The 9,254-nt window shown below is 66.2% G+C and carries 8 protein-coding genes; all 8 read right to left on the bottom strand.

Annotated elements, in window-relative coordinates; genetic code table 11:
• Window positions 1-31: 31 nt before the first annotated feature.
• On the bottom strand, window positions 32-733 hold the full coding sequence (locus tag AB0F72_RS40325; RefSeq protein WP_360443935.1) for a hypothetical protein: 702 nt from the start codon (window positions 731-733) through the stop codon (window positions 32-34).
• Window positions 730-2,412 carry a hypothetical protein gene (locus AB0F72_RS40320; RefSeq protein WP_360443932.1) on the bottom strand — a complete coding sequence of 561 codons (1,683 nt, stop codon included), beginning with the start codon at window positions 2,410-2,412 and terminating at the stop codon, window positions 730-732. The genes AB0F72_RS40325 and AB0F72_RS40320 overlap by 4 nt, the downstream gene beginning before the upstream one ends.
• Complete coding sequence (locus AB0F72_RS40315; RefSeq protein WP_360443929.1) at window positions 2,318-3,814, bottom strand: hypothetical protein; 1,497 nt, start codon at window positions 3,812-3,814, stop codon at window positions 2,318-2,320. The genes AB0F72_RS40320 and AB0F72_RS40315 overlap by 95 nt, the downstream gene beginning before the upstream one ends.
• The gene (locus tag AB0F72_RS40310; protein WP_360443926.1) at window positions 3,811-4,464 is read right to left on the bottom strand and encodes a hypothetical protein; all 654 of its coding nucleotides are present in this window, start codon (window positions 4,462-4,464) and stop codon (window positions 3,811-3,813) included. Before AB0F72_RS40310 ends, AB0F72_RS40315 begins: the two co-directional genes overlap by 4 nt.
• On the bottom strand, window positions 4,461-5,000 hold the full coding sequence (locus AB0F72_RS40305; protein WP_360443923.1) for a hypothetical protein: 540 nt from the start codon (window positions 4,998-5,000) through the stop codon (window positions 4,461-4,463). Before AB0F72_RS40305 ends, AB0F72_RS40310 begins: the two co-directional genes overlap by 4 nt.
• Window positions 4,997-6,196, bottom strand: a complete 1,200-nt coding sequence (locus tag AB0F72_RS40300; protein ID WP_360443920.1) for a hypothetical protein — start codon at window positions 6,194-6,196, stop codon at window positions 4,997-4,999. The genes AB0F72_RS40305 and AB0F72_RS40300 overlap by 4 nt, the downstream gene beginning before the upstream one ends.
• A 204-nt stretch (window positions 6,197-6,400) precedes the next feature.
• A complete protein-coding gene (locus tag AB0F72_RS40295) occupies window positions 6,401-7,426 on the bottom strand; it encodes a CBS domain-containing protein (RefSeq protein WP_360443917.1) in 1,026 nt (341 codons plus the stop codon).
• A complete protein-coding gene (locus AB0F72_RS40290; protein WP_360443938.1) occupies window positions 7,423-9,228 on the bottom strand; it encodes a DUF262 domain-containing protein in 1,806 nt (601 codons plus the stop codon). The genes AB0F72_RS40295 and AB0F72_RS40290 overlap by 4 nt, the downstream gene beginning before the upstream one ends.
• Window positions 9,229-9,254 lie beyond the last annotated feature (26 nt).

Raw genomic sequence — 9,254 nt, 5'->3', positions numbered from 1 at the left:
CGGCCGATACCACTTCGCCACCCCTAAATGATCACAAACATGGATCAAAGTGGCTAGTCACCCGTAACCACCGTAGCCAAAAAGCAACAGGCTCCTTAGTGTCGTTGGCGTGGCTCTGCACGAACGCGCGAAGCGAATCGTGGGTCCGGCCCTCAGCGAGGTCGGTCGCTGCGCGCAGCGCCCAAAGCAGCCGATCGGGGTGCTCGATGCCCCGGAGTGCTCGGCTGGCGTCCGGCCAGTCGTCAGCGAGTGCCGATGCGAGCTGCTCGGCCCTGGCGCGCATGGTGCTCGTATCGTCGCGGCGACGGCTTCGGCGTTCTTGCTCGGCTGCTGTGAGGTCGGGGTGCGGGTACACCCGGCGTGGTGGCTGGGCTAGGGCGTTGCCGTTGAGGGTGTAGCCGATTGTCACGCAACCGGCCGCGGCGAGTGCCAGCATGATGCGCAGCGCGTCGGCACCGAACTTGCTGGTGACGCCGGCCCAGCTGTGCTCGCTGCGGATGACCCAGCTCCAGTCACTATCGCTGAGCAGCCCGTCCGGGCGGCGGGGAGCCTTACCCGGGTCTGCGGCACGAAGCCGGGCTAAACGCGGTCGCGGCCGACCTTTGCTGTCGCGTGGGTAGCGTCCGCTGGCAGGCAGCGGTGCATAGGGAATGATGCCTGGATAGTCGCGGATCCAGCTCAGGAGGATCTCGGGGTCCGGCTCTTCAGGGACAGTGCCGTCGGTGTCGGTCACGTGTGGGGCTCCGGCCGGAAGGAGGTCATCCAATCGGAGAGCAGCTGCACGCGGGCGGCGTCCGCCTCGCTGCCGATGACGACCGGGGCCTGGTTGTACGGCATGACATCAGACGAGCGTCGCAACTTGATGTAGAGGCTGAACGCGCCGATCGCGTACCGCTCCATGTCGTCCTGCAAGGCGCCGACGACGCTGATCGCACGGTCGCGGCCGATATTCTCAAATAGGGCTACGGCGTCACGACGGTGGGCCGCACCGAGGTTACGGCCGAGCTCGTCGAGGACCAGCAGCAGCGGCCGGTCCTGGGCGCCGGCGAGTGCCGCCGCGCAGACGAGCTTCACGGCTTTGTCGTCCATCTGGGCGGTGTTACCACGCAGTCGATACGACGAGGGCGGTTTGCCCTCACCACGCCGCCACCGCGGGGTTATAGTCCACTGCCACGGCTTCTCCGGGTCGGCGGGAGCTTCCGGTTCCGGGAAGTCGAGGTTGCCGCCGTAGCCGCCGTAGTTCTGGTCGAGTCGATCGAACTCGTCAGACACCTGCCGCAGCTTCGCCTTGATCGCTTTGGCAGTGGTCGACCGCAACGCCTCCGACGTCCGCATGGCCTCCTCAAGCGCGGCCTTCGCCCCGGTCAGCGTGATGGTCTTCGCCTGCCGCTCCTGCTGGATCTGTGCGGCGTTCTCCCGGTCGACGCGCTCATGATCGGTAAGGAAGTTCCCGACGATCCGCAGGACGTCGGGGATCATCCGCACATACGCTCCGCTACGCCGATCGGCGCGCTGCTCGTCGACGACGCGTAGTTCCTCCGGCCGGTTTTGCTCCGGGTCCCCGGGCGGAAAGCAGGTGGCGCGTACCTCGTTGGCCAGCCGCGCGCATACCTCGTCCCACTCCGCCGCGGACCGCAGCGCCTCGCTCTCATCGAGCGTGAGCAGATGCTGCTCGGCGGACTCCACCGTTCCGGTCCACTGCGCGTGCAAGCGAGGCAGGTCAATATCTGTACGCAGCTGGAGCAGAGCCCTCCACTGCCCGCGGTTCTGCTCGAGTTCTTTCTTCAGATTGGTCAGGGAGGTGGTTGCCGCCTCGATCTGTTGAGTCCGGGCGGCTTTCTCGCCCAGAGCTGCCTCGTAGCCGATCTTGGCTTTGCGGAGCGGCCCGGCGAGTTCGCTCAGCTCTCGCTCGATGGTGGCGTTGCGATTGCGGAGCGCGGTCACCTTCTTGCGTACCACTGTTGCTTCGGCCTCGGCGTTCGCGCCGCGTAGGTGCGCGTCGGCGCGGTTCTTGAGCCTCTTAGCTTCGCTGATGCCCTCGTCGGCTTCCTTGTCGTCGTCGATGGCGGCCTCTACCTGGTCTTGAGCGGCTCGGATTCGGCCGGCACGACCGGTCAGTGCCTCCGGAAGTCCAGCGATCCCGTGCACTCCGGCCACGGGGTCGATGTGTTCGTCAGCGCCGGCTCGCTCGGCCAGCGCCGCGAGGAACCGGCTGACCGGCAGGTCAGGGTCCGCGGCGACCGGAAGTCCCTGATCTGGCGCGTGATCGGGCGGGTCAGCTTCGACCAGGAGGCTGCCCGGAAGAACGGCCAGCAGCTCAACGGCATCCCGAGCTTGCTGGTGGGCGACGGCGACAGCGTGCCGATAGGGCAGCAGCCGAGCTTCCCACGCAGGTCGCTGCTGTTCGGTCAAGGAGATCGTGTCGACCAGCGGCGCCGCGGTGATGTCGTTCGCCCGCAGCAGCCGGACCTGGGCGACCGCGACATCTTCGCCCTTCTGCTGCGGACAGTGCCGCCTTGGCCTCCCGCAATGCGTGTTCGGTCCGGCCTTTGACTCGTTCCGCCGCCTGAATTTTCTTCTCGGCCTCGGCAATCTCTTCCTCGGCTTGTTCGACGGTTCGCCCATCCGCTGCGGCCGCGTCGGATTGAAGACGCCGTAGCTGTCCACCAAGGGTTTCGATCGAGCCGACGTTCTGGTTCTGCTCGACCTCCAGCGCAGTCTGGGCGGTCTTCTGATCTTCGTACGCCTTGATTCGGATGCGGCAGCTCTCCTCGAACGCCTTGTCGTCGGACAGCCGGTCCACCTCACCGCCGGCCGTCTCGATCTGCGCGTCCAGTTCTTGACGCCGGCGTTCCTTCACCTCGATGCCGACGGCGATCCGTTCGGATTCGTGAAAACCGTCGACCAAGTACCGAGCACAGCGGCTTCGCCAACTGTCACGTGCCTCAGCCAGCATCGTCCGGGCCCGCTCCCGCGAGGCGATGCCGTCCTCGACGACCTTCATCCGGCCGTCCCACAGTTCGTAGTCCTCCTCGGCCCGCGCGGCTTTCCCGGCGTGCTCGTACTCCTCGGCCCGGGACTTCTGCTCCTGCTCGATCTCGGCGGTCAGGCCGGTCAGCGCACCGATGGCCTCGAAGATCCGCTCGGGGGTCAGTTCGTTGAGGGGCTGGGCGAGCAGGTTCGCGGTCGGGCTGGCCCGCACCGAGGTCGATAGGAACGACACGCACCGGACCGTCGAGCCGTACAGGGTGCGGGCGAGCCGGTTGGCGCGAATGTCGGTGCGGCCGTTACTGCGCGGCAACGCGTCCCACAACCCATCGGCGCCGCCCGCACATTCGTCCTCCGTCTCACCGAACGGCACATGCAGCCGATGGGCCCACCGGAGCTCCACGTGCGGGCTCTGCCGATTGATCCGCAGCCACACCGTCAAAACCGACGCGTCCAACTCCTCCACCGAGTCGGCCTGCGGCGGCACAAACACCCCGATCAGATAGCGGCGGTCGGCGTTGGCGTGCATCGCCTCCTGTCCAGCGAGCTCGGCGGTGAACAGCAACTCGGCCGCGGCCTGCGCCCCCGACTGCAACCGCCATTGGTCGTCGGCATGCAGCAGGCTCAGCCCGGCGATGAACGACGACTTACCGGCGCCGTTGGAGTCCGAGGGCCCCTGCCCTGCCACGGTGATCAGACCACGGGCGGTGATCGGCACCGGGTGCGTCGACAGCCGCGAGATGTTGACCATCTGGATACCGGCGAGGACACGCGCGCCGACGATGTCTTCAACGGCTCCGTCCGACGGCACGGCTACAGACGTCAACGCTGCCCTCCCACGTGGTTGTGCCGGCGTTCCCGGATCGCCGCGGCCAGCGGATGGTCCGGTGCCGCGGCAAGAATCAACTGGTCTTGCAACTGCTCGCGGGCAGATGGCGTCAGCCGCGACAACTGCGGCCCCGGGACGTAGCCGCCGTCGTGATCACCGCCGCGAACCGTCCGGAGCAGCCCACAGGCGGTCAACCTGCCCAGGGCCGCTCTGACCTCGCCCACCGGCACCTTGCTCTCACGGGTGACGTCCTGCAACGTGGTCGGGTACGGGCTCTCCCAAGAGTCCGCAGCGATCTGCTCCTCGCTGTGCGAGATCGCCACCGAGTGGACCAGCACCAGGACCAGAACCGCCCGGTCGGCCAGCGGCAGCGGCTGCCACCCGGTCTCGGTCAGCTCAGTCCGCACAGCGTCGTCGAACCCGGACGTGAAGTGCAGCGCGTCGACCGCCACCAGCGTCCGCCCGGTCCGGCGAAGCAGCTCCTCTAGCCGCTCACGGCTCGTCGCGTCGCGCAGGGCGGGCAGGAACTGCCGGTGAATCGCACCGCTGCCGTGTTCCAGGAGCGCATACGCGGCTTCGACCAGCTCTCGCTGCCGATCGGGCAACGTACCGAGTACCTCGTCGAAGATCGGATTCGGACGCTTCACGATGCCCCATGCCTGTCCTCTGGCGTGTCCGGGAGTAACCGCCACAGCTCCCGTAGCGTGCTGAGCTCCAACGACCCGAAGGATGCAATCCGCGGGCCGATCCGCACCGTGTCCGTCCCCTCTTGCAGTACCCAACCGGACGAGGCGAGGCGCCGGAGCCCCGCAGACAGCAGTTGCTGCCGACTCACCTTGTTGCGGCCCGGAACCAGCCGCTGCAGCACCTCACCGACATGCCCGATCGAAGCCGGCAGGCCAGGCCACGGATCCGTCGCCGGATCGGGCCAGCAGCACCGCAAAGTCGCGGCCAGCACGCGCAGCGTCCCTTTGCTGTCCATCATCGAGGAGCCGAGTACGCCGTACTCGGTCAGAACAGTCGGTCCCGCGCTGTCGGGCAGGTTCGGGATCAGCCATACCGCCTTGGCGTCGGCCTCCACCAGACGGCGTAGCCCGGCCGGCGTCGGCCCACCGGCCGAGACCTGCTGCGGTCCGCCGGATCGGATTCGCGCCCACCACAGGGCAGCGTCGTGCTCGTTCACGTCGCCTCCTGATGATCCCGGCGAAACCAGCCGTCGGAGACCCACGTCCGTGTCGATGTCACATCGACTCGCCATCCATCACCCCAGGTCACTGTGTACGGCAGCTCAAGGCGCAGATGAATCGCGGTCACCTCCGACAACACCCGTCGGCTCGTCGACCAGTCACCAGCGTCGGCGAGAAGCTGCGCGACCGTGACCACGTCCCGTCCGGCGAGTAACTCCTCAGCCCGCTGGGCCAAGAGAATCGCCTCCGGGTCGATGTCGACCTCCGTCGGCGGAGGCTCGTCGTCGACACGCGGGCGGGGCGGCGGCACCCGGCCAGTATCGGCCTGTAGTCCTTCCTCGACCGCGTCCAGCAGATCGTCGACGGTGAAGAACGGCTCAGGCGCGTCGAACAACAGACCGTCAAGCGCCTGCGCCAAGCCCTCGGTGCTGCTCTCACGCGCGAATGTGCGCCACCGCTCGGTCGGCAACAGCCCCAGCGCCCGGGTCTTGCCCGCGTGCGCCAGCAGCCGTCCAGCCGCGGTGTTCAACGCGTCGCGATACGCCGCCAGCGCCATCCGCAACTGAGTGCACTCAGGCAACAGCTGAGGATGCCGATCAGCCGCCGCGTTGTGATACACCCGCGCCTTGTCGAGCAGGTCGCTGTTACCCAGTAGAGGCTGCGCCTGCGTCCGCAGAGATTCGACCGTTGCTGACTTCGCCAACTGCATGATCGGGTTCGCCAGCAGCCGGAAGACCGTCGTCATCTCCAGCAGTTGCTCACGCACCACCTCCGGGGTCGTGTCATCGTCGTCCAGCGCCAGCCGGGCCATCGACAGCATCCGGTGCAGCTCCGCCTGGCCCCCGGTCTGCGACAGACGGCGCAGGAACAGCAGCATCACGTACGGCGCGAAGGTCGCCTGGTAGAACATCTCGTGCGGCCGCTCGTTGACTCGGGTCACCGCACGGTACGAACGCAGCACCTCAAACCGGCGCCGGACCACATCCGCTGGCACGCTCGGACACGCCAGCAGGACCTGCTCGATCGTCATCCCGGACGGGCCCGCGTCGGCGAACGCTTGCAAGATCGACTCGCCCACCCCGACCGATTCGGCATCGTCCACCATCGCGTTGGCGTTTCGCGCCAAAACCGCGAACACTTGCCGGTAGATCCCAAGAACAGCCGATTCGGCGGCGTAGTCGTCGAAGGCCAAGGCCGCTGAATCACTCATAGAAGGCCGACGATATCGCGGTAAGCCCGCAGGCAGGAGACACTTTCATACCCATAGTCGCCGGAGGCACCTCTCCTCCTCCGAACTGGTGACCGCTTCCGCCCTGGGGCGCGGTGGCGCCGAAGGGACGCCGGCTAGCCTCAGCTAATGGGCCTACCGAAACTGGTCGCCCATGTGGCGACGAAGTCACAAGAGTTGTTTGAGTAGCCCGGAGAACTGATACAGCTCGTCGGTCTGCTGCTCGGTCAGCGGCTGCTCATCGAAGTGCGCAATCTTGTTGCGAATGGTCCTGACCCGGTCGAGCTGAGCCACGAACTGGGCCCGGTCGACTCCGCTCCAACCCAGTGTCACCCAGTTGGTGTCGGCAAGCTGAGCCAGCCGCGCATCCTGCTGATCGGCAGCCAACAACTTGACGTAGTCACCGAACATCAGCTCCGAGAAGTCGCCCGATTGATACCTCCGGCCCAACGCTCGGACAGGATCGCCCGCCAGTTTGGGTCCGAGACACCGCCGGATCCGGAACTCGATCTCGCCAACGAGGAAGAAAGGCTGGGCGAACTTGTGGAACCGTGCCGTGATGTCGGCACCGGTGATGATCCCGGCGAAGGTGCCGTTGTTCTCCCGCACCAAAAGGTATCCGCACCGCTCAAGCTCAGGTAGGCGCGTGAAGAGTTCTTGATGCACCTCGGCCAGCGGAAGGTCATCCCGGACCATCGCGCTGGCCAGGGTCGGTACCTCACCCTTCTCGTAACGGGCGGCGATCGAATCCCACGTGATGACGCCCTTGAGGTCGGCAAGGCCATCGATCACCGGCAGTTGCGAGTACTTCTTCTGGCGCATCATGTGAGTCGCGGCGCTGAGCAGGTCACTGGACTTCACCGATGCGACCCCGTTGCGCGCCGAGGGAACATCGCCGATCTTGAAGGATTGCTGAGGCAGCGTGCCGGGGAGCACCTCCTCTTCGGCCTCATCCTCGGTCACGGGGAGCAGGCTCTTCGCGACGATCAGCATCTCGGTCGACAGTCCGCACGTAGTGAACGACGGGCGGGTGTCCAGACCGACCTCGTGCAGCGCCTCCTGGATCATCGGCACGGTCTGGTGGTTGCGCACTCGCGTACCAAACATGGCGAGAAGGTCGGCGGTTCGCAGGGTCGTGCCTTTGAGCGCGAGGAGTTCCTCGTGAGTAGGACGGCGCGAGTCGACCATGCTCATCGATCCGACTCGGCACGGAAGACGGTGCGCTTACCCATTGCCTCGTTGACCAGTTCGACCAGGCGAGCGGACCGGTCGGCGTAGAAGGCGTCGAAGTCGTCCTCGTGCAGTGTGGCTGGATCGATGACGTGGGTGGCGACAACGTCGTCGAACCATTCGGGCCGTGTGCCGGCCTCCCGGGCAAGCACCTTGAGGTAGCTCGACGGTGAGCCGATGAGGCTCTTGCTCGCCCGGTAGGACAGCGGGGTCTTGTTCACGATCGAATTGCCGCGGTTGTCGTCGGGGAAGTTGCGGGCGAGCCAAGGCTTCGGGAACACCTGCCGGATGGCGACAGCATGCTGGATGAGCGCGCTGGCGGTCAGCGGCCCCTCGCTGTGGTACCAGTCGACTGCCCCTTGCTTGATGAGGAGCGCATAAATTCCCTTGTAGGCCGCGCTGTTGCGGGTGGTCAGGGTGTCCAGCCGGTCAGCCAGGAACGCCGCCTCCATGATCGTGTCGGGCAGACCAGACCGCGTGGAGGACATGGATGAACCGTACGATTCGCCTCTCACCGCCGCGATGAGCTGCTCGACGTCGCGGGTGAAACGGCTCTCGGTGGCCCCGCCATACATCTCGCCCAGCACGCCGCACCAGTACCAGCGGGTGAGCAGTTCACGGGTACCCGGGTCCTCCGCCTCATCGTCAAGGAGGATCGCCCGCACTGCGGCCATCGGCACCAGTTGGGTCCGGTAGGGCAGGTCGGCATGGCGCACGATCAGCTGCTCGCTGAGGAACTCACCGACCCACTCGAACGCACTCGCGACCCGAGGCGCGATCCTGATGAAGTCCGCCAGCGGCAGGTTTAGAAGGTCGCGCCGCTTGCAGGAGACCGCCATGGACGGCCGCTCCCGCTTGCGTTCCCAGGTGCTGACGAGCGTGACCGCTTGAAGGAAGTCGCTGCTGCTCAGCCCGTCTTCTACTCCCTGCTCGGCACGTCCGAACACCGGGTAGGAGGTCACCAGGCTCTTCTTGATGTCGTGCCAGGTGTCCGGCAGCCGGTAGTAGTCACCGTGGGCCAGCTCGTACTCGCTGTCGCCGGCGTAGGTGGCGGTCAGCAGCTCGAACACGTTCAGCGGGACACCGCCGGTGTTGACCCGCTCGAACACGGAGCACACCGCGTCCTTGGTGGTCGTGGCAGCGAGTTTGATCATGGGGATCTGGAAGGACCGGACGTTGTGCAGGATTCCGTGCTCGAATTTGGCCCAAAGGTCCCAGTTGGCCTCGTCCATCAGGACGAACTCCCGTTGCCAGGCGGTGACCTTGTTGCTGTCGAAGACGATGCTGAGCGGGAAGTGCCTCGCCTCGCATTCCAGTGTTCGGCTGCTGAGATCGAGTTGCACCCGGCGGGCGAAGTCAGAGCGCAGGACCCGATCCTTCGGCACGGACACGATGGCTTCGTCGCGGTCGGTGGATGAGCCGACGGCCTTGGCGATGTCGACGTAGTACCAGCGCTCAAGTTCTCGGCCGCGCTCGTCGGTGGTCCGCACCGGCTGGTCCAGATGCAGAGCCTGGTACAGCGAGGTGAGGCGCTGCTGACCGTCCAGCAGCAGGAGATCCGGAGCGGTGGACCGGCCGGACTCCGCACCGGTGAGCGCGCGTGGCCGGAACGGCTTCTTGCCGCCCGTTTCCAGGGTCATGACGACGCCGAGCGGATAGTCGAGGGTGACCGTCGCGATCAGCTCCCGGATCCGCTGGTCGTCCCACTTCCATTCACGCTGGAAATCCGGCAGTTGCAGCACCCCGGACCCGATATCCGCCAACACCGTCTGCAACTTCGGACTGTCAAGAG

The sequence above is a fragment of the Actinoplanes sp. NPDC023936 genome, assembly GCF_040639325.1.
Lineage (GTDB): Bacteria > Actinomycetota > Actinomycetes > Mycobacteriales > Micromonosporaceae > Actinoplanes.
Note: the sequence above shows the minus strand (reverse complement) of the source record. Positions and strands in the feature narration are given on the sequence as shown.

What these genes read in the sequence shown, in the direction of transcription:
- AB0F72_RS40295 (WP_360443917.1), bottom strand. Translation starts at nt 7,426, where the DNA reads ATGAGCATGGTCGACTCGCGCCGTCCTACTCACGAGGAACTCCTCGCG.